16 protein-coding genes and 1 pseudogene are annotated in these 18,861 nt (G+C 55.3%); 5 read left to right on the forward strand and 12 right to left on the reverse strand.

The features are described 5' to 3' along the window. Positions 1-54: 54 nt before the first annotated feature. Positions 55-1,569, reverse strand: a complete 1,515-nt coding sequence (locus BM321_RS11495) for a sensor histidine kinase (protein ID WP_092442598.1) — start codon at positions 1,567-1,569, stop codon at positions 55-57. 231 nt (positions 1,570-1,800) lie between these two features. On the opposite strand from BM321_RS11495, the gene BM321_RS11500 reads away from it, so the two are divergent. Then, complete coding sequence (locus tag BM321_RS11500; RefSeq protein WP_092442599.1) at positions 1,801-2,535, forward strand: response regulator transcription factor; 735 nt, start codon at positions 1,801-1,803, stop codon at positions 2,533-2,535. Positions 2,536-2,688: 153 nt separating this feature from the next. On the opposite strand, the gene gabP is transcribed toward BM321_RS11500, so the two are convergent. From gabP to BM321_RS11515, 3 genes are all read right to left on the reverse strand, one after another. Next, positions 2,689-4,083 carry a GABA permease gene (gabP, locus tag BM321_RS11505; protein ID WP_092442600.1) on the reverse strand — a complete coding sequence of 465 codons (1,395 nt, stop codon included), beginning with the start codon at positions 4,081-4,083 and terminating at the stop codon, positions 2,689-2,691. A gap of 583 nt (positions 4,084-4,666) precedes the next feature. After that, positions 4,667-4,891, reverse strand: coding sequence for a hypothetical protein (locus tag BM321_RS11510; RefSeq protein ID WP_092442675.1), 225 nt, complete (start codon positions 4,889-4,891; stop codon positions 4,667-4,669). A 131-nt stretch (positions 4,892-5,022) separates the two neighbouring features. Beyond that, a complete protein-coding gene (locus tag BM321_RS11515) occupies positions 5,023-6,048 on the reverse strand; it encodes a hypothetical protein (protein WP_092442601.1) in 1,026 nt (341 codons plus the stop codon). A gap of 362 nt (positions 6,049-6,410) precedes the next feature. Here BM321_RS11515 and BM321_RS11520 point away from each other — a divergent pair, with 362 nt between their 5' ends. From BM321_RS11520 to BM321_RS29780, 3 genes are all read left to right on the forward strand, one after another. Then, a complete protein-coding gene (locus BM321_RS11520) occupies positions 6,411-7,277 on the forward strand; it encodes a hypothetical protein (protein ID WP_139230484.1) in 867 nt (288 codons plus the stop codon). Then, positions 7,274-9,484 (forward strand): DEAD/DEAH box helicase, encoded by a 2,211-nt coding sequence (locus BM321_RS11525; protein WP_139230483.1) that lies wholly within the window; start codon positions 7,274-7,276, stop codon positions 9,482-9,484. The genes BM321_RS11520 and BM321_RS11525 overlap by 4 nt, the downstream gene beginning before the upstream one ends. Positions 9,485-10,045: 561 nt before the next feature. Next, on the forward strand, positions 10,046-10,462 hold the full coding sequence (locus tag BM321_RS29780; protein ID WP_139230482.1) for a hypothetical protein: 417 nt from the start codon (positions 10,046-10,048) through the stop codon (positions 10,460-10,462). A 137-nt stretch (positions 10,463-10,599) separates the two neighbouring features. Here BM321_RS29780 and BM321_RS11535 read toward each other — a convergent pair whose 3' ends face one another. The 7 genes and pseudogenes from BM321_RS11535 to BM321_RS11560 all read right to left on the reverse strand — a co-directional run bounded on the left by BM321_RS11535 (position 10,600) and on the right by BM321_RS11560 (position 17,297). Beyond that, the gene (locus BM321_RS11535; protein WP_092442605.1) at positions 10,600-12,993 is read right to left on the reverse strand and encodes a type I restriction enzyme HsdR N-terminal domain-containing protein; all 2,394 of its coding nucleotides are present in this window, start codon (positions 12,991-12,993) and stop codon (positions 10,600-10,602) included. A 56-nt stretch (positions 12,994-13,049) separates the two neighbouring features. Then, on the reverse strand, positions 13,050-13,541 hold the full coding sequence (locus BM321_RS11540) for a hypothetical protein (protein WP_139230481.1): 492 nt from the start codon (positions 13,539-13,541) through the stop codon (positions 13,050-13,052). A 998-nt stretch (positions 13,542-14,539) separates the two neighbouring features. Further along, positions 14,540-14,686 (reverse strand): hypothetical protein, encoded by a 147-nt coding sequence (locus tag BM321_RS30505; RefSeq protein ID WP_175534920.1) that lies wholly within the window; start codon positions 14,684-14,686, stop codon positions 14,540-14,542. Positions 14,687-14,988: 302 nt separating this feature from the next. Beyond that, positions 14,989-15,171: pseudogene (locus BM321_RS30870) on the reverse strand (nuclease); the annotation flags it as partial. A 203-nt stretch (positions 15,172-15,374) separates the two neighbouring features. Beyond that, entirely contained in the window at positions 15,375-16,019 is a 645-nt protein-coding gene (locus BM321_RS11550; protein WP_092442608.1) for a hypothetical protein, read from the reverse strand. 8 nt (positions 16,020-16,027) lie between these two features. Next, entirely contained in the window at positions 16,028-17,041 is a 1,014-nt protein-coding gene (locus BM321_RS11555) for a M78 family metallopeptidase domain-containing protein (protein ID WP_092442609.1), read from the reverse strand. Continuing rightward, positions 17,022-17,297: a hypothetical protein gene (locus BM321_RS11560; RefSeq protein ID WP_218190450.1), complete on the reverse strand. Its 276-nt coding sequence runs from the start codon at positions 17,295-17,297 to the stop codon at positions 17,022-17,024. The genes BM321_RS11555 and BM321_RS11560 overlap by 20 nt, the downstream gene beginning before the upstream one ends. A 236-nt stretch (positions 17,298-17,533) precedes the next feature. Here BM321_RS11560 and BM321_RS11565 point away from each other — a divergent pair, with 236 nt between their 5' ends. Then, positions 17,534-18,259 carry a hypothetical protein gene (locus BM321_RS11565; RefSeq protein WP_256573422.1) on the forward strand — a complete coding sequence of 242 codons (726 nt, stop codon included), beginning with the start codon at positions 17,534-17,536 and terminating at the stop codon, positions 18,257-18,259. Here BM321_RS11565 and BM321_RS11570 read toward each other — a convergent pair. Beyond that, positions 18,242-18,844, reverse strand: coding sequence for an ATP-binding protein (locus BM321_RS11570; protein WP_092442612.1), 603 nt, complete (start codon positions 18,842-18,844; stop codon positions 18,242-18,244). The two genes, BM321_RS11565 and BM321_RS11570, sit on opposite strands and share 18 nt — an antisense overlap. Positions 18,845-18,861 lie beyond the last annotated feature (17 nt).

The following is an 18,861-nucleotide window of genomic DNA, read 5'->3' on the forward strand; positions in this document are numbered from 1 at the left end:
CAGCCTTCGGGGATTGGATACGTCCTGCAGGAGCTGCCGAAGGCTGCGATCTTCTCAATCTTCCAATAACGGAAAGCGCAGGCTGAACGTCGTGCCTTTACCCACCACGCTCCGACACTCGATTTTCCCCTCGTGATGGTCAACCACGGCCTTGACCATCGATAATCCCAAACCAATTCCATCGACTCCGTTGGCCGAGGAAAACCGTCGGTACTGACTGAACAGGTCCGGCAGTTCTTCGGCGCTGATGCCCTTGCCTTGGTCGGCGACATTGCAGATCAACCAACCCGAGACGCAATGAACCTGCAGGGAAATGCAGGCGTCGGGCGGGCTGTACTTGATGGCATTTTCCAGCAGATTGAACAGGGCACGGGTCAATAACGATTGATCCGCCCTCACCATCGCGTCTTCATCCTCTATTTCGTGAACCAACTGGATACGCTTTGCCTGGGCGATGGGCAGCGCCTGATCGAGCACGTCCAACACCAACATGGCGAACAGCGTTGGCTGGAACTGATAGGCCTCGGATTCGGCCTTGGCCAGTTGTACGAAACCCTCGGTCAGGTCCAGGGCGCGCCGTACCTGGCGCTCGATCTGGTCGAACAGCGGATGATTGCCACCGGCCTGATGCCGCTGCACATCGAGCAGCGCAAGGATCGCCGAGTGAGGGGCGCGCAAGTCATGGGAGAGGAACCGCAGCATGACACTGCGCTGTTCTTCCGCCTCACGTTCGGCGCTCAGGTCCGTGAGGCTCAGCAACCAGCCAATCGGCGCATCGCCCTCCACCGGCAACAGTGCGGCCCGTTCCAGGCGCAAGCTGCGCTCGCGAATGTCGCGAAACTCCACCAGGGGCAATGTGGATAAGCGGTGATGCGTCCCGTGCTCCAGCCCCGGATAACCCAGTTGCCCAAGGTGCTCCAGCACATCGCCGCCCGCCAAGCCATGACCGAACAACTCGCGCGCCTTTCGATTACCCAGCAGCAGTTTGCCTTGGGGATCGCTGATCATGGTTGCCACCGGCAAGTATTCCAGGCCGTCGGCAATGAAGCGCCGGGTGTCGCGGGTTCGGCTCATGGCTTGTTCCAGAGCCATGATCTGGCCCTGTAAACGGTCACTACCGGTGTAGGAGGCGCGGCGACGCTCCGGAAAGACCTTGGGCTCGGCGTCCAGGCGTGCCAGTTCCCAACCGAAGTAGGCCAACACCACGCTCAGCCGTCGCCAGTTCCAGATCAGGTAGCCGAACATGATCCCCAGCACACTCGCCATGGGCGACCACCACCACCCTCGCGCGCCCATCATGGCGCTGATCAACAGGGCCAGGCTCATACCACCCACCGTTGTCCACAGGGCCAGGCGCGGGCGCAACAGCAGCAAGCCCAAGACACAACCCACCAGGCACACCGACAACAACGCGGCGCTTGAATGGCCTGTGGATTGGCTGCTCAATGACAACAAGGCCGTCAGCGGCAACAGCAGCAGACTTATCCACAACCACTCCCGCACCAACTGTCGAAACAACCGCTGAACCTGGGTGGGTTCACGACTTTCACGGCGACGCTGGTTACTCATAGGCCTCCTGGCCGAACTCAAGGACTGTGGATATTCTCACTGGCCTGCCTCAGTCGACAGGCTTGAAAGCCCACGACTATAACGGACTCGATGGGTGGCGCGCTGCTGCCTTTCCCTCTGTGTCGCGAGCCGGTATTGTCGCAGCCAGCGACAGGTCAATGAATCAGCCACTGGCTGTCTCATTGCCACCTGAAGATGTCCGTTACTCTCGAGATCAAGGAATCGCATTCCATGCGTGTCGCCATACTGGACGATGAACCGGCCGAGTTGCGCCGGGTAGAACAGACGTTGCAACAAATCCCCGGCAAAGGCGAGCAAGCCTGGACCCTGCACAGTTTTGAACGAGGGGAAGACTTGTTGCGACAACTGCGGCGGGAAACCTTCGACTTGCTGATCCTCGACTGGCAACTGCCCGACATCAGCGGGCTTTCATTGCTGCGCTGGACCCGCGAGCACATGGATTCGCCACCGGCCGCCATCATGCTGACCAGCCGCGACGGTGAGCACGACATCGTCCAGGCCCTCAACAGCGGTGCCGACGACTACGTGAGCAAACCCTTCAGGCCCAACGAGCTCAAGGCCCGGGTCACCGCCGTGCTGCGCCGTCATAACCTGCAACGCGCGCCCGTCAGCGATGTGCTGGTGTTCAACGACCTGGCGTTCGACGACGCCGAGCTGACCATCACCCGCGCCGGCATCCCCATCAGCCTGACCGAACGGGAATACCGCCTGGCCCGGTGCCTGTTCGCCAACCTGGGCCGGCCGCTGTCCCGGGAATACTTCTACGAACGCTTCTGGACCCACGAGGAAATGACCTCGTCCCGCCCCCTCGACACCCACATCTATCGCCTGCGCAACAAACTCGGGCTGACGGCGGATCGGGGTTGGCAGTTGCTGACGATCTACGGGTATGGGTATCGGTTGGAGAGTGTGGTGGCGGGGAGTGAGGCGTCTGTCGCGAGTTAGGTATTGGATACATCCGTGGCGAGGGGATTTATCCCCGCTGGGCTGCGCAGCAGCCCCCCAACCAGGCACCTCGGTGTGCCTGGAAGATTGAATTCACTGCTTTAGGGCTGCTGCGCAGCCCAACGGGGATAAATCCCCTCGCCACAACAGGTATCACCCGATCGTCGGTACCAAGCTTCCTGCTTTGACGATCCGACGACGCTGTATCAGCACGCCGGATATCACCACCAGGACACTCAGCAGCCCGGTCGCGAGGATCTCCACGCGATGGGCTTCCTGGAACAGCATGATGGTCAAGGCGCCGACGATGAAGATAATCACCGCGTAGGTCAGGCCGGGAAACAGCCACATGCTGAAAGCGATTTTTTCCCCGCGAGCCATACGTTGTTTGCGCATACGCAGCTGCGAAACCGCAATGACCAGGTACACCAGCAACGCAATGGCGCCAGAGCTGGCCAGCAGGAATTCGAAGACCGCCGCCGGTGCCACGTAGTTGGCGAACACCGCCAAAAAGGCCGCGCCGGTCGACAACATCACCGCCCAATGAGGCGTGCCGCTCTTGTTGGTGCGCTGGGAAACGGCCGGCGCATCACCGCGCTTGCCCAACGAGAACATCATGCGCGAAGCCGTGTACAACGCCGAGTTCAGGCAACTGGTGACCGCCACCAGGACCACGATATCGACGATCAGCTTGGCATTGGGAATGCCCATGCGCTCCAGCACCGTCTGGTAGGAGCCGACACTGGCCAGGAGCGGGTCGTTCCATGGCACCAGGGCGACGACGATGAAAATGGAGACGAGGTAGAACAAGCCAATCCGCCAGATCACCGAGTTGGTTGCCTTGGAAATCTGCTGGCCTGGGTTCTTCGATTCAGCAGCCGCGATAGTCACGATCTCGGTGCCCATGAACGAAAACATGGTAGTCAGGATCGCCCCCAGCACCGCGCCCATGCCATTGGGCAGGAAGCCCTGGGTGTCGAACAGGTGCGAAACACCGCTGACCTGGCTGGTTGGCAGAACACCGAATATCGCCATCAGACCCAGCCCGATGAAGCCGATGATCGCCACCACCTTGACCAGGGCGAACCAGAATTCGAACTCTCCGTAATTCTTCACACTGAACAGGTTGGTGACCGTCAGCAGCAGGGTGATGACCAATGTGAAGACCCAGATCGCCACGTTCGGGAACCAGGCGTGCAGGATCGTTGCAGCAGCGTTGGCCTCCAGCGGAATCACCAGGACCCAGAACCACCAGTAGAGCCAGCCGATGGTGAAACCCGCCCAATGACCAATCGCCCGGTCCGCATACGTCGAGAAGGAGCCCGTGTCCGGCGACGCCACCGCCATTTCGCCCAGCATCCGCATCACCAGCACCACCAAGGCACCTGCGGCAGCGTAGGCCAACAACACAGCCGGACCGGCCGCTGCGATCGCATGGCCGGAGCCGACGAATAGACCGGCGCCAATCACACCGGCTATGGAAAGCATCGTCACATGACGGGGCTTGAGCCCTTGCGCCAGATTATCGGAAGTTTGCGTACCGCTCATTGAGACTACCCTTGGCATTGGATTTATTCGTACCACCTTGACCCATCGCTTTCTGTAAATTTAAAAAAACGATGTGTAAGTTATTAAACACGCAAGTTTTGCGCCAGGAAATCCGAAGTCCCCGGTATTCGGGGTCTTCATCCAAATCCTAACCCATTGACAATGAAGGCTTTATGCCAGGGTGTTACCCAGTTACCCCGTTTTTGACCAGTGGGTCTTAGAAGGAGTGGGTATTTTCCAGCGTAAAAAAAAGCCAACGCATGTGCGTTGGCTTTTTGTTTGGGCGGGATGCTGCGCAAGGATTGTAGGGTCTCAAAATAAATGATCCTGAGCCCCTGCAAACATTGGGAAAAAGTCATTTATTGTGTGAGTCAGCCTGTTAGGAGTCACACAATAAATGAGAAAAGCCTACCCGCCTCACACAATAATTGGTTCCACGTGGAACGTGGGCACCCTACCCCATGGTTGCGGAGGGGGCACCGGCCGATAGGGTTGGATGGATGTCATTACCGCTGGTCGAGGTTAAACAAGCTCGACAGGTGAACGGGCCGTCCTCATGGTGCGCACGGCCCGCACCCTTTACTCATTCAGTGAGCCCAATACGCTTGAAGCTTTCCAAGGCCTTACCGCATTCAGGCGACCCATGCCGCAGCCCATCGGACAGCGCACCTTTGAGGCTCGTGATACCGGCCACAAATCCGACTTGATTTCCGGTCTCAAACCCATTAGAGAACCCTTGGTCGTAGGCCATCTCAGCAATCATGTTTATAAACGCCAAGGCTTCTTGTTTCTTAGTGCTGTTTTCCATCATTCACTCCGCGAGCATTTAGCTCATTTCGCTTGGTTAGATGGCGGGACCTTCAGGTTTTGGGTTAGCGAATCCCGCTCCCATAGCCAATCCCTAGAGGTGGGCGTAGCCCCGCCACCGGAAGAAAAGGATCAGCTATTGAGAGCAGATGACTTTGTGTCGTCGCTCGTACTCACCTCACCGCATAGGCAGTGAGTCGGCACATCCGGATACGCGGTAGCTTTTTCGATGAACAGCATCCGGCACGTATGGCACCCATAGATGCGTGGCAAGGACTTAAGACCACCCGGCAGCACGTCGCTCAGGGGCTCGTCATTCGAAGGATTCCCGTCTTGAATCGAGGAACGAAGGATATTTCCGAGTCGCCAGGTATAACTCTGAGCGCGCCAAGACCACATGGGTGCAGAGAGCGAGTATTGCGTATAGGTCTGATCCGCATACCTACGGATCAGCGGGAATTTTGGACGGGACCAACCAGCGTCGATGATGCTAAAACCCATGCCCAGTTCTGCGCTCGGATGAGTCTGGTCACCGAAGAAACGGTCGTGTGTCGCAGGAGCCGTCGCTTGGTGGTCAGCAGGTGGAAGCACCCACAGGTAACATTCGCTTCGAGTCACCATGCTTACGAGTTCGCTCGGGCCTCGCATAGGGAACGCCGCCGCAAGCGCGAAGCGCCCTTTCCAGGACATGTCCGGCCGCGGGGCCAATCCAGTAGCAACGGCTAGCGTGGCCGTTTTCGGACCGAATCTAGCGCCGTCATCGTTCAAGTCCAGATTGTGGCAAAGGGCCTTGAAAGCTTTCTTGCGAACCTTCGAGGTGAACGAAGGATCGAGTAGCAGCTGGACTTGGTTCACTCCGATCCCGGCAGCTCGTAGCGACTCGATGACCTCTTCGGCGACGCCCACCGCTTGGAGATCACTCAACCCCAGGCACTTCTTTGCGCGCTCGATCGTCGCGTAGAGGTTGTACTGCTGAGTATCAGGATCGCGGCAAACCTGGATTGGGAGCTTGTCGTTAGAAGCGACTTCTGGAGAAACAGTGCCGATCGCAGCATGGAGCAGCTGATGGATCACCAAGTGATCGTACTGGCGCCCAGAAGCAGAAAAGCGAGTGTGCAGCTGAGCAGCGAGGGACTGAAGCAGGTTTTTTGCAGACATGACTATCCCCTAATGATCGACGTTGGGATTAGCTGCGCTTGTAGGGCCGTTAGACGCGAAGCTAGATGTCGAATCAGGTTCAATCATAAGAAGGAGTCAGGTTTGTATTCATGCACGGCCACCATGCAATAGCTGACCCGATAATAACACCAGATTCCCCGGGCGTTGACAAGAGGCAATAAGACAAGCCCTATTCGAGGCGACGGTACCCGCCTGTTTCAAGCGGACGCGATCGCCCTCACCGCCAGAACGCGATACTTATTCATCGCTCGGTCTTGTGCCCAGGCTGCAATGTGGGTGAGTCGCCTCATGTAACATGGCGTCACAAATGGGCACCATTGATCCATCCAGGGGCAAGATACATGATGGGCTTTTTCACGCAGATCGAAGACACGGAAGAGGTGCGCCAAGGCGACATCATCCGCCAGGTAAATCCCAAGACCAGCGAAACAGAGAGGCTGGGGATCGTAATCACAGCTGATTGCGATATCGCCCAAAAGAAAGCCGGGGAACGCTACACTTGGTTGGAAATCGTGTCCATGGCAGCCTATGTCGAAGGCCCCTGGGCTCAGGAGCAGTTGCGAAAGCTCTCTGAGAAACGTGCCAAGGGAGTATGTGACTACCTCAATGGCCAGATTCGCAAACAGCAACCTGACCTTACGGCACTGACATATGAGTCACTGGTGCAATGGCTACGCAGCAAGTCTGCTGAGGACATTTTTACGAGCGCCACCGGCAAAGCACCAACCGCAGATGACAAGCCGCTGCGCGATCTCCAAGGCTTCGCGCTCACGGTGAGCGCCGACGAAACCCAGAGCGCTTTCAGCCGTTTGAAAGCCGCTTGGACACTCTTCGGCGTCGACGAGAAAACCCAGCAGGACAACGTGCGCAATGCCTTCAAGGACAGCGGCGGCTTCCAGGATTACTTCGTGCTTCCAGAGCTGCCCCGAGAGACTGGTCTGGGCTTTGTGGTGATGCTGCGCTCGATGTGGAGCATCATGGCCTCCGACTTGTACCCCACCGAGCAGGACGCGCGCATCCATGACCGCCCGGACGCTTTCCACCGCCTGGGGCGCCTCAATGACGGCATCCGCTTCTCGATCACTCAAAAGCTGGCATTCTTGTTCTCGCGCATCGGCATGCCTAAGACCTTCGAATCTGCCTGCGAAACCGCGGCCGAACTCGCGGTCGAGGAATTCTTCAAGAAAAAAGAGCAGGAGAAGGCATGACTATGACGACGACCGTATCCGCCCTTGTCGTTGACCAGAAAGCCATCAGCATCTTGGACCGGGCATTCGTAGAGGATGCTTGGCTGCAGAAATTCGAAGTGCCACAGAACTCCGATGGCCTGCGCCGTGTGGAGTCAAAAGACATCGTCTACCTGCTGTCCGAGAATGCCGACCTAGATGATGGCTACCTGGTAATCAACACTGCCATTTTCGCGCCTGCGGCCGAGCTTGCAAAGCCACGCACGGCCTTCGAGCGGGTGATCCGCGTGGCATTGCGCCACTTCGATCGCAGCATTGCGATTCCCATCCAATGGCAGCCGTATCACACCGGTTCCCGGCTTTCGGTTTACGCACAGCCCTCCCGAGCCATGCAACGGGTTTACTTCGACCAGTCGCCGGATGGCACCGACAATCTCTACGCGTTTGCTGTCACTAGCAACCCAGAAGACCTGGATGGAGTGCCGGAGGACGATGCCCTGTATCAGCGCGCGGTAGAAGGCATCTACGATGCCCTACTAGCGGAGCCGCCAGCTGCCCCGCCTGTCGGCAACTTCGGCGTCCTGCTGTCGGACCCCTTAGGCGTCCGGCTGGCGAGTGCCGGGACTATGCAGGAGTGGTACGAACAGCGCTTGAACCGCAAGCAACTCGAATTTGTCGATCGGCCGCATGATAGGCCAGTGCGGCTGCGTGGCGCGGCTGGCACCGGCAAGACACAATCGATGGTGGTGAAGTGCCTGCGTGATCTATACGCCGACGCAGACGGGGACAAAACCTTCGCATTCCTGACCCACAGCTCGGCATTGGCCCATACGGTGGTGCGGGGCATGCTCCTCTCGCTTGACCCCACAGAACGCTGGACATCAATGAAGACGCCCTCCGGGCAACCTAGGCTGTGGATCGGCACAATCTACGAGCTGGCGCAGGAGAAACTGGGTTACGAGAAAAAGGGCCTGAGGCCCTTGTCGCTGGACGGCAGTGATGGACGCGAATACCAGCGGATCCTAATTGAGAGGGCCATCGACCAGGTATTGAAGGATCCTCGTATCGTGCTGGACCTGTTCCCTGGATGTCCTGATTTACAGCAGCGCCTGAAGAATCGTATCGAAGACGCCTCGCTCTTTGACGAACTGATGAACGAGTTTGCCTGTGTGTTGGATCTGGAAGCCATCAAAAAGGACACCCACGAGGCCAACCGCTATGCGCGCGGCTCCAGGGAGCCCTGGCAGATGGTTCTGCCGAGCGAAGCCCACCGCCGGGTGGTTCTAGAGATCCATGACATCTACCGGGTGCTGCTGCGTGGGGAGAAGATGTTGAGCATGGGCCAGATGATCGCGGATTTTGACGCCTACGTCGGCACGCACGAGTGGGGGGCCTTGCGGGAGCGCGATGGCTTTGATCTGGTGTTCGTCGACGAATACCACTACTTCACCCGCGCCGAGGCCATGTTGCTCCACAATCTGTTTAAGTCGCGGGCGCAGGTTGCCGGCCGCTGGCCCTTGCTCATGGCCTATGACATCAAGCAGGCCACCAACGACATCGCCATCAGCGGCGGGATGGAAAAATTCCGCAACCCGGGCGTCGGCGAATCCGTGCTGACTGAACTCAATCAGGTCTATCGCTCAACGCCACAGATCACTGCTTTCCTACGCGACCTTGACGCCTCTTTCCCGGCCATTGATCTCGAAGGTGAGTACGCGACCTACGTGGCCGAGTCTCGGCAGGAAGACGGCAAAACGCCGATCCTGACCGTGTACGATACTGACATCAACCTGGTCGATAGCGTCTTTGAGCAGGCCACCCGCATAGGGCGTGAGCTTGATGACGGCGGCAGCCAGGTGGCGGTGCTTTGCTTGAACGAGGCGATGTTTGACAAAATCCGAGTCGCCGGCCGCGTTCGGGACAAATTCGTGCCGATCACCACGCGCGAAGACCTCAAGGAGCTGCGCTACGCCAAGAACAAATGCGTTTTCAGCATGCCCGAATTTGTAGCCGGCCTGCAATTCAACACCGTGTTCCTCATACATGCGGATAGTGCGGACTACGACGAAGACCAAGGCCAAGGCTCGCGCCGACGCTATGTATCGCGTGTCTACCTCGGTGCCAGCCGGGCCGCGCGCGAGATTCTGCTGTCGAGCTCCAAAGAACACGGCGGGGCCAGTCAATTGTTAACGGCGCCGCTGACCAACGGCACCTTACGACGCGCCTGACCGCTTAAGGCTAACAATGCGGCACTTTGTAAACCTGTTTCTTTAACTGTTAACCACAGTGGTTTACGGTGAAAAAAGTAGGTTTACATGCCGGATTCGCGGATGAGTTGGTGTCGAGAACGGCGATTCCGAATCAAATAGAGTTGAGTTGATAACTTTGACCAACCCACATGGCTGTTGGTTACAGGTGTGAATATCGGAACGGGCTCATGGCCAAGGGTTACTGGACTCACGGGCTCAAGTGATACGTATGTGTGCTCAACCGCCTTCGGACGGCTCTTTGTGGGGGGCGAGATCACCCGAACCCTATGAGTGGCTACCAGGTTTTTGGTACCTCAAACAGCCCGACCCACTTCTGCTTCAACCTCAGTACCAACAGCGGGCGCACCAGACAAAAGCGCGACGTCAGGCACTTCAACTTGGAGTAGCCTACAAAACCAGAGGCGATTCACTCACTGGTTCGGCATGATGAAAAAACCAGCATGCTATTCGGTTGCGGCACAAATCCGGATGATGCCCAATTGGCTAATTACCGAAGCGCACGATCTAGGAAAGCGACCAATGAATGAACGATACATCGATGTGAAAACTGCGGTGCAACGCACCTTTGCGCTGCCTCATAACTCCATATCCGAGGCAGAGGAGCAGATTTCAATAGCGCTGGCTTTGAGCTACCTAGGTTACCTGAACGATAGAGTTCCGTGCAGTGAGTTCGCTGCCAATAATCTCTTTCAATTGCTGCATGCGCATCACAGAGGAATGCTGGGAAGCTTTTACGATAAGTTGCGCGGTGATATACAAAGCATCCTCACCAATCACCTTACGTTCAAAACAGATGAAGAACCGAGAGTAATAGTTATTACAGTTCTGAGGGAGGCCCTTAGGGTACGAGATCGAGCTGAAAAAATTGGTCGGCAACTGGTCGATAACCATAGAAAAATTTTACATGGAGATCCAGCTTGTACGCCTTCGCCCTAAACGTAAGGACCCGAAGCTGAGAGCCAGGTTGTGGCAGGAGCTTAGCGTGACGGTGGTCCCGCTATAGAGTGCACGTAAAGACCCAGCGTGTGTGCCGGGTCTTTTTTTACCTCAGATTTAGGGGATGACATGAGCCTCTACTGGCAAGGCGGCGCGTTGAAATGACCTTCATGACCTGGTAGCAGACTCGTCAACGCTGGTACGATCTGATTCGTCAGCGCATCCCTTGCCCATGAGGCGAGGTCAGGGTCTGTCATGCACGCAATCTCTCCTAATGCAATGTGGATTCGGGCGAGCAGGGGACCTGAGCCTCTGGTCAACGCCAACTCAACCCAAGCCTTGGACTCAATTAGGTCCTGCCGTAGGAAAGTAAAAAGCGATTGAGTGATCGGCTCTACAATGCCCACAGCATGGCAGACAATTGAGACACCATCAGACAGGTCGTGTGTCGGCAATTTCCCTAACACTTGCTGTGATGGCAGTAATGGCATTGGCGCCGCGGCGATCTCTAAAAGCAATCTAGGCTCGAGCCTAGCCGCCAGATTGCCACTGTCGTCCATGGTTTCGGTTCGCACACCACACACATGTGAAAGTATTTGCCAGGACGTGAGATTTTCCGTCAGCCGACCCAGTGGTTCACCAAAGTCGTACCTTTTTGGCAATCCTTGGCTGAGAACCTCAATGACGGTTTCGGATATGACCCGAAATTTTATATAGCCCAATCCAGGATGATTGAGAGCGAGTATTGAGTCTTTCTTAGGTGAGCTCACTCTGGGTTTTATAGTCAGAAGTTTGAATATGACCCCTGTCGGCAACCCACCATCCCCTGTTGCGGCCTCGAACAGTGCATGGGCAGCAATCACATCCCCAAGTGGCAGATGAGACGCCTCGCCTGTCAACCAAGTGGCGGCATCCTCAGGGTCACTTTTTGCACGAGTGATGATTTCGCTTTTTATGACCCGCGCTACTTCGCTGGCGAGCAGAGCCGGCTGGCGAACGTAACAAATCTCTTCTTGCGTAATCTGATGGATAGCTAATTTCAGGTATCCGGCTTCAGCGAGTAAACTCAACTTCTCGGAACTCAACAGCTGCACCACGGTAGTGCGCCGTATCGCAAATGTGCGATTCCATTCTGCCGCCAATGCCGGATGACGGGTTGTGTCCCTCGCCTCAATCATCATCGCCTGAGCGAGCTTAGCAAAGTCGCCTCTAAGCTCGATGTCGTCAAATCGGTCACGAGCGTATTGAATGAGTTCAGTGTTAAGCATAGGTAGGAGGGCCAGAATGGTTTCCTGACATTCGTCATCAAGTCTTGAAAGAGTTGAAGCCGCTACGGATCTAAGCACCCAAGGATTACGATAATCTGGAGTGAAGAAAGCGCCCTGCATGAGTGCCAGGCGATTGCTTAACAAAGCTAGGACGGCATGCGCGTACTCGTTGTCATCCAGAGGCTCCACCTCAACTCTCACCGCTCTGCGTCCGATCGGCGATGGGCTGCGGCTTTTAGTGATTACAATTCGGCTAGCCACCGTAGTATCCAGTGCCACCACAAGTTTCAGATGCTGTCCGAATTTACTACTGGATAGGTCCTCGATTTCCTTGCGGACTTCTCTATCATCACTGTTAAGCCCGTCGATGGCCAAGATCAGATCTGGGCCACCGCCTTGTGAAACCTGTTTCAACCACGAGCGTGCTTCAGTCGGCGTCACAGGCCAGTTGAGCTGCTCCTCAAGTGCATCTGCAACGCTCTGTAGAATACTGCTCCCTGTTTCGGTTTCAATATAAAAAGTAGCACCCCATTCGATCTTGGCTGTCTGTTCACAAAGCTCACGTAAAACGTTGCTTTTCCCGACCAGAGATGAGCCTTCGAGCAAAATGAGTTTCTGGTTACCCTTAAAAAGTCTAATAACCTCCAAAGTCGCACGACGAGGTATGAGGAAGTTTCGGCTGAAAGGCAGATCGGTCTCCTCAATATCACCTGTCAGCTCGTCCATGTTCGCGTTGGAGGCTTGATGGACCGCCTGCATCCAAACAGTGGGATTAGTGCCCATGAGTGTCTGGATAGCTAGTTTCAGGTCAGCCTTGGCTACCGTTGAGGCACTGTCCATCAAGGCAAAAAATGCCTGCTCTCCTGTATCCGCTGGAACCCATTCGCATCGAGTATGAGTTTCGAGGTAGCGCGTTTCGCTGCCATTGGTGACCACCACCAGTGGTGGGGATGGATTCAGTGCCTGGGCGTAGGAGAGCCCCTGTTGGCCGTCTTCAGGCAGGAGCGACTCGCCCTCCCGTTTGAGCTCAAGTACAGCCAGGGGCTTTTCGCCCATGTACAACACGACATCAGCCCGCGCTCTGGCGGAGGTGGCGCTTTGACCGTCGATCTTGAAAGTTGCATGTCCAAATTTAAAACTGAACTGAATCTGGTGGCGAATGGCATGAGCAGGAAGAAGGGGGAAGGCAAGCCTGATAGCAGCGTGAATCTCTGCTTCGAGATCAGTTTCGGTGGGGGTTGTGGTTAGCTGTTGCACGGTCATAGTTTGACTGCGTCCGTAAGTAGGCGGGCGGTTTTGCTTGAGCCTGGGTTTTCAGACTAATCGAGCAAGAAGTATTTTCTGATTGTGGCTAGGTGTTGTTGCTCGACAATAAACGGGGTCGTTTTGGCCTGCATGAACTTCATCATTGCAACAAGACGATGGCGGCCATCCATAAGCACAGGCTCGCCATTGGAGTCGGTGGTGATCCATGGCAACTCGATGACGCCGTTTTGCAACTGAGCTTTCACTCTGTGCCAGCGGGCAGGGTTGAGGGTGAATCTATCCTCAGGTTGCATCGTTTCAAGTACCGCCATGGTGGGTAGCTCAACGATGCAAAACTTTTCTGTCGCTGTGGGATAGGTGTAACGGAGACTGTCGACCGACCCGAATGTGAAATAGCCACAAGGCGGGATGTTCTCAAGCGAATGCCAGTCGTACCAGTCCGCTCCGTTCTCAGGGTTCTGCTCAGCGAAGAAGCGGATCTGAAAGTACAGCGAGACACCAGGTGCGGGGGTTGGAAGTGTTCGTATGATTTTGAGGTCTGTCACCTGGATGTCCCGTGCGCTTCGTCGTGAAAAGGGGGAGTACATCATCCACCTTTTGATGTTGAGTCGGGAACCTGCCAATTACCGTTGACCTGCTGATGGAGTGCCCGAACGAGACAATATGCCCAGTGAATTGAAAGGCGTCCTACAGGAACAAATTCCGTTCGATATAGGCCTTCTTGAAGCCCGTGCGTAAGAGCGTTTGATGCGTGCTCGGTAAACTCATCAAGCAATTGACCATCAGGAGTGGGGGCATCGCAGTCACAATGGCTGATGCCCCCTCCACCAGCATGCTGAAGTCTGGGACTAGGTAGAACCATTGGAATGTCGTAAGGCGGCTAGGGAATAGCGACAGCAACATCACGAAGAAAACCGTGAATGCAAGCGCGGCCTTGATTCCACCGCCTGGCCCTTATGTGATCCAAATGTTGAACCTCAACCCCAAACGACGTCGGAACAGGAACGCACTCATGAATCCGATGGCGCCCAGAAGATAAAGGATTGTTCCGTTTGAAAGAAATCCAGGTAATGCTTGAGCCCAGTCATTAGCGGGGTTACGTCACCAGTCAATAAACTCCAAATTCCCGGCCCCTTCTACCCTCTGGCGCTGTTTGTGGAATACACCATCGCGATGAACGTGAGCGGCAGTACGCACAGGAAGTAGTCCAGAGTGCGCGCTGGCAGGGTTGGTTTTTTTGCTATTGTCTTGATGATGCCATTGCAAGTCCGCCAGTCGGCGTCTTTAGGTAGACGACTATGTCATGTTCGACTCGCCGGAACTGCGTGCCCTAGTCAACATGCTTGTGATGAACAACTTTTACGTGGCTCATGCCTGTAGTGACCGCGATCCAGCCATACGTTCCTGAGTCCGCATTACCGAGTCCCCCTGATTACGAAGACCTTTAAGATGGGGGCTGATCGGAAGCGGCCTGCGAGAGGGGGGCCTAAAACACATTGAGGGCGGCGTTTGCCACCCTCAATGTAAACGCTAGCGATCAACGCTAGTGGTAACGCAATGGGTCGTTATCCCACTTCTCTTCCAGCGCCTTCATATCACGGTCATTCCGGTAGCTGAGCCACCAGACCAAGCCGATAAAGGGTGCAGCGCAAAGGGCAATAACGCCCAGGAACAGCAGTACATCGTGCATGATTGTTCTCCTTTTTTATTAGTTCATGCACTGTATATTCTGCCAGTGGTTTTTGGCGGTGTCACCTGCAAGCAGTAGATGCGGATAACCCGTTCTTGGCTGTCAGGGGTAGGCGCTGAGTATTTCGATTCTCAGCTAAAGGTAAAGCGAGGCATCAATCAGATATTCGCGAAACCGTCACTCTTGTTGGTTCTGCGCAGAGCGCAAGCTCTCCACAAACAATGCCCTGGTCGTGGGCAGGAAGGTAAAGAGCGAAGCGAGGGCGGCTACTGCTACGATTGTTATGTGTCTTCCTTAGGTCGTTACTCTAGCGAAATTTTGAAATGCTCTTTCACCCGCTCAATTGTCCAGCGCCACATAGGAGTGGTCGGGCGTCAGATGGTGTTCTGGTTACCGAACATACCTACCTCTTTGATTGCCTGTTTGACCGGGACCGTATGTAGCCATTCTACCGGCACGAAGTATTCGGACAGGTCAGGGTCATTGATGTGCTTGCCGAGGTAGGTGTCATTTAGGGGCTGCCGCGCTTTTGACACTGAGTTATCACGGGAGAGAAGGCGAATCTGCTACGCAAAGCACGCATTAACGTATGTTTGTTACCAGCAGAAAAGCTCGCGATGTTTCTTGAATAGGCCGAAGAGGTTGACCGCAGCCCGAACCTTGCTCGTAAACGAGGGATTAGAGAGAGTCAGTCGAACGGAGGACCGCTGTTCAAGATCTCGCCCAAGGATTTTCTGACATGTCCAACATACGAACCCAGTCCTGCCCCTACGCTTTCCTCAGAAGCGGCTGCTGATACGCCGAAAACCATGCTTAATGCTTTATCCACAGCTGGATTTGAACGCACGGCGTTTTGAGTCGCGGCGTGATCTAGCTCGACAAATCCCTGGATTAGGGCCTCCAGAGTTATGACTTTGTTGATAAGCAGTGGGCCGATGTGATCGAGGTTTTGTTCGGCAAGTCCCGCCAGTGCACGCTTGTCACCTGTTAAGACTCGACCGTCAGCAGCTTTTGCGGCAGCCGCAAACAAGAGGGCCTCACCGGCATCAATGCCCGGCGCGGCGTTTAACCGATCCAACACCTCGAGATCCACATCCGCAGATGTCAATTTCGTTGCGCTATCTAGAAACCCCTCAATTTGAATGGCTGCTTCTTCGGTTTTGCACAACTCGATGCGGTTTCGCTTCGGTAGCAGCTTGTATCGGGCCGAATCCAAGGCCAGCAGATGAATTTGACCATTCTGGCCTATGAATAACTTAGGCAGGTGCTCGAGGATTCCATACTGAGCAAGCTTCAAGATCACGTCGTTGTCTACGAAGAGTTTGAGCGCCATGCGAAATCCTATTCGGCTGGTGCCACGCGGCGGAGTAACTCGATCGTGTCATCAGGAAGAACATCTTGATGTACACGTCGCCAAAGCAGGTCATTAACGACAACCCCAGCAGGCTTGAAGCCAGCCTGCAGATTATTAATCGCCGCCATTCCCAGCGCCCATGCGTTGTTGTGCTTCGCGAAATTAAGCACTACATGACCAGGGTCGACATGATTCGCCTTTCCATATGCCATGGCCGCTTCCGCGAGGCCTTGCGCGGACATGCGCCCGGTGCCATGGCCATACGTTGCATCCTCTCTGCCGTTCAACATAGTGATAGCAAACCGATCGGCCGCTTGCTCATCTTCATCAGGATCATCAAGGGCATACGACTGCTCACCCAGCGCCTCATCGATAAGAATTTCATCCGGTTCGACGTGCCCTAGGGCGCAGTGGCCGATTTCGTGAGCGATGATGAATGACTGCCAGGCCCAGGAGCTGCTCTTCTTGGACAGGATGATGACTGGACGCCCGTCGAACATAGTGACCATGCCATCCATTTTCGGAAGCCCGTCACCGATATGGTCTAAGTAGATCACCGGCACACCATGTCGCCAGCATGCCTGAAGCAGGTTTCGCAGGCCCAACCAGTTACCACCCTCGGTGCCTAGAATCTCGGCCCTGAGTTCAAGCGGATCTGGTGAAAATGGTGTGTAGTCATAGGGCGTCGCATACGCGACTGACTCTGCCACGAACATCGCCAAGGACGTCGCGGCGCTGAGGTTTTTGGATTTGTTCGGGATGGATCTTTTGTACTTCGTGTCCCGCCGGCGAAGCTCCTCAAGTCCCGGATTATCGGAGAACAGCGGTGCGACCCTTAGGCCGAGTCTTTTCGCCAGGATCGAAGCAACCTCAATAGCCGCGCCCTCGTCCTGAAGCATCTCATCAGTCACCCATTCGGGTAGCAAGGAGTTCTGAAATGCCCGCGGATATCCCGCGGACTCCAGAGCCCCGAAGATTCGATCAATTTGTGTGGCCGGCATTGCGACCTCCTTCAGCAGTGAGCTGGGCAGATTGATCAGCTTGAGTTGTGGCAAGCCCCTTGAGGCTGCGAATAACTTTGATCAGTGCCCGGGCATGGGCATCCGAGCCATCCCATATTGCCATTATTGCACCCTTCAGCTCGCCCTCCAATGAACTGCCAGGGAGATCGGGTTTTAATTCAGTAAGACCATAAAAATTGCAAAGCTTATTGAATTGTTCACTGAAGCGGAGCCTCGGTTGTGCACCGTTACGCAATCGCCACACAGTTGGCTGGGAAACCCCACTTCTGCGGGCAATCTCAGCGTCGCTGCGGGGATCCGACCTTAGGGAATCTATGATTTGGGTATAGTAAACCCGGACCTGTGTGCTATTCATGATATTCAATATATGTGAATTCATTTTTAAAATGAATAGAAAATTGCTATGCTTACGATCGTCAATGCAAACTCGGACTCATAACAATGATCCCCTCTACCTTCTGCTGGACCAAAATGGGTATCGAATCTGGCGAAGGCCTTGATTTGATCATTCGTCGCAAGGAGTGGGAGCGTCAGTTGGGGGATGGTCTGTTTTTTTGGGGAATTGGCCAGTCCCTAGGTGAGAACGCCCGCGATGCGGCTGCTTCCATCGAAGAAGAAATGAAGGTGTTGTTTTCACCGATGTCCAGCAAGGCCAAAGCCATCGACGTAACTCCCGGCGACGTTTTTGTCTGGAACAGCTGGATCGACGGCCGAGGAAATACTGTGCCACTTCCAGAGCACGTGTTGATTACTAGCCGCGCAGACCTGCCATCGGGGCGGCGCAAGTCCAGTCACTATGCTCTGGTCTGCAAATCCGCTGATCGTTTGGGGGCGGGGACGGAGCTTGAGGTGACGGCGGCGTACCTGAGGAACTTCTCCAGCGACAAACCATTGGGCGCTTCGCAGGTTACGGCTGTGGTGAAGAACGCCGAGTTCGCGATAAGCGGTAACGTTACCAAAAAGTACGCAGTGAGCTTCGTCGCTACCATGGAGGCGCCTTATTCGGTACAGCTTTGCGACCCTGAGTTGCTTTCGCCTCACGATGTACAGTCCATCGAGAAGGTCTCAGCCAGCGGAGGCGTTGCGGATTGGAATCTGCTTGTCTCCAGGCTGCGTGGCAAGCGCAAGCCAGAAGCCTGCGCACCATTTACTCTCGACCTTTTTGGTACCGATCACGGATTAGCCGCCGCTATCTGAGATAGCGATCCGGGATACCTGTAAGAAGTCTTGCAACACCTCTACTCCAGACTTTGAAGCATCCTGGTAGTAGAGCCTCGCCCCCGTCTCGAATGCATAGAGAGATGCAATCTGGCATTGAAGACTGACATGCCGATCGAGTTCACTTGGCGGCGGTAAAGGCCGTCCTGCGGGATCTGCTTTTATACGATCAATAAGAGTCTGGGCGTCGGCGTAGAGACAGACGATTACGTCCGGTGCCAAGTCGTGCAACATTGCCTTAGAGAACGGAGTGACCCTGAATCCGAAGCTCTCGATTGTGACGGCATGTGAATCAATCACAAGGTAGCCTTCCTTGTGCTTGAACCGTGCAGCCATCTCAATCAGTTCAGCGTCAACCAGCCCCACATCTTCGCAAGTGATCAGCTTCGCCGATTGTTCTCGCATATCGCTCTGACTGACCAATCCCACGCGGGCAGACGTAACCCGAGCAAGCTCCTTACTGTAGGTAAATACGGTTATCTGGTCCGACAGCTCAGCCAGGCGCTCGGTCAGCGTGGATTTTCCCGTCGCCGGTGCACCCGTCAGATAGATTATTTGTCCCATTCCTGGACTCCCCCGTT

The organism is Pseudomonas sp. NFIX10 (genome assembly GCF_900111955.1).
Lineage (GTDB): Bacteria > Pseudomonadota > Gammaproteobacteria > Pseudomonadales > Pseudomonadaceae > Aquipseudomonas > Aquipseudomonas fluorescens_AA.

Coding starts and splice junctions, on each gene's coding strand:
- BM321_RS30505 (WP_175534920.1), bottom strand. CDS start 14,686: ATGCACGATGTACTGCTGTTCCTGGGCGTTATTGCCCTTTGCGCTGCA.
- BM321_RS11565 (WP_256573422.1), top strand. CDS start 17,534: ATGGGTATCGAATCTGGCGAAGGCCTTGATTTGATCATTCGTCGCAAG.
- BM321_RS11500 (WP_092442599.1), top strand. CDS start 1,801: ATGCGTGTCGCCATACTGGACGATGAACCGGCCGAGTTGCGCCGGGTA.
- BM321_RS11515 (WP_092442601.1), bottom strand. CDS start 6,048: ATGTCTGCAAAAAACCTGCTTCAGTCCCTCGCTGCTCAGCTGCACACT.
- BM321_RS11570 (WP_092442612.1), bottom strand. CDS start 18,844: ATGGGACAAATAATCTATCTGACGGGTGCACCGGCGACGGGAAAATCC.
- BM321_RS11535 (WP_092442605.1), bottom strand. CDS start 12,993: ATGACCGTGCAACAGCTAACCACAACCCCCACCGAAACTGATCTCGAA.
- BM321_RS11520 (WP_139230484.1), top strand. CDS start 6,411: ATGATGGGCTTTTTCACGCAGATCGAAGACACGGAAGAGGTGCGCCAA.
- BM321_RS11510 (WP_092442675.1), bottom strand. CDS start 4,891: ATGGAAAACAGCACTAAGAAACAAGAAGCCTTGGCGTTTATAAACATG.
- gabP (WP_092442600.1), bottom strand. CDS start 4,083: ATGAGCGGTACGCAAACTTCCGATAATCTGGCGCAAGGGCTCAAGCCC.
- BM321_RS11550 (WP_092442608.1), bottom strand. CDS start 16,019: ATGGCGCTCAAACTCTTCGTAGACAACGACGTGATCTTGAAGCTTGCT.
- BM321_RS11555 (WP_092442609.1), bottom strand. CDS start 17,041: ATGCCGGCCACACAAATTGATCGAATCTTCGGGGCTCTGGAGTCCGCG.
- BM321_RS29780 (WP_139230482.1), top strand. CDS start 10,046: ATGAATGAACGATACATCGATGTGAAAACTGCGGTGCAACGCACCTTT.
- BM321_RS11525 (WP_139230483.1), top strand. CDS start 7,274: ATGACTATGACGACGACCGTATCCGCCCTTGTCGTTGACCAGAAAGCC.
- BM321_RS11495 (WP_092442598.1), bottom strand. CDS start 1,569: ATGAGTAACCAGCGTCGCCGTGAAAGTCGTGAACCCACCCAGGTTCAG.